The sequence below is a fragment of the Candidatus Clostridium radicumherbarum genome (genome assembly GCF_045310525.1).
Taxonomy (GTDB): domain Bacteria; phylum Bacillota; class Clostridia; order Clostridiales; family Clostridiaceae; genus Clostridium_AT; species Clostridium_AT radicumherbarum.
This window is the reverse complement of record NZ_JBJHZY010000015.1, coordinates 1-976: the sequence shown is the minus strand read 5'-3', so window position 1 is coordinate 976 and position 976 is coordinate 1. Positions and strand designations below refer to the sequence as shown.

At 40.9% G+C, this 976-nt stretch carries 2 rRNA genes; both read right to left on the bottom strand.

Annotated features, from left to right (window positions below):
- Positions 1-474, bottom strand: a 23S ribosomal RNA gene (locus tag ACJDUH_RS19675); the annotation flags it as partial.
- Between the two features lie 435 nt (positions 475-909).
- Positions 910-976: ribosomal RNA gene (locus tag ACJDUH_RS19670) — 16S ribosomal RNA — on the bottom strand; the annotation flags it as partial.

Below are 976 nucleotides of genomic sequence, written 5' to 3'. Positions count from 1 at the left end.
AGGTAGTATTTAGCCTTGGGAGGTGGTCCTCCCTGCTTCCCACAAGGTTTCACGTGTCTCGTGGTACTCTGGATCAGTTCTAAAAGCTTCCACTTTCATTTACGTGGCTATTACACTTTATAGCGGAGCTTTCCAGCTCTCTTCAATTAGTTCCTGCTTTCGTTTATGAACTGTCCGCAACCCCAACTCCGTTAGGAGCTGGTTTGGGCTCTTTCCCGTTCGCTCGCCGCTACTTAGGAAATCGATTTTTCTTTCTCTTCCTTCAGGTACTTAGATGTTTCAGTTCCCTGAGTTACCTCCATACATCTATGTATTCAATGTACAGTACATAGCTATAAACTATGTGGGTTTCCCCATTCGGAAATCTCTGGATCACAGGCTATTTGCGCCTACCCAAAGCTTATCGCAGCTTATCGCGTCCTTCGTCGGCTCCTAGTGCCAAGGCATTCACCATGCGCTCTTCGTAGCTTGACCAAGCTAAAATTCTTTGTAAAATCTTATGTTGTATTGAGTGAAATTCGGAATCTTCAACCGAATTACACGAAAATAGAACATTAGATTTTGCTGAATTTTTAGCAAAATTCTTAATTAATTTGTAAAGTAATAAAAACGCGAGTATTCATTACCTTACTTGCGAAATTGTATACCCTATTAACATTTGTAGTTATTTGAGTAAACAATTTAATCTATTTTTTAATCTGTGCAATTTTCAAAGAACAAATTGAGATTACCTTAGGTCGTAAGACCATTGGTCTCTCAAAATTAAACAGATATATTAAAGTTAATCCAGCTAGACTAAACGGCTTTTATTAAGTCTGACGTTAATCAAACTTCCCCGGGGTGATATAAACGCGGCGATTGCCATCGCGTATATCCCCCGAGAAAAGCCGTTTAGGCTTTTCTCCATAGAAAGGAGGTGATCCAGCCGCAGGTTCTCCTACGGCTACCTTGTTACGACTTCACCCCAATCGCTACC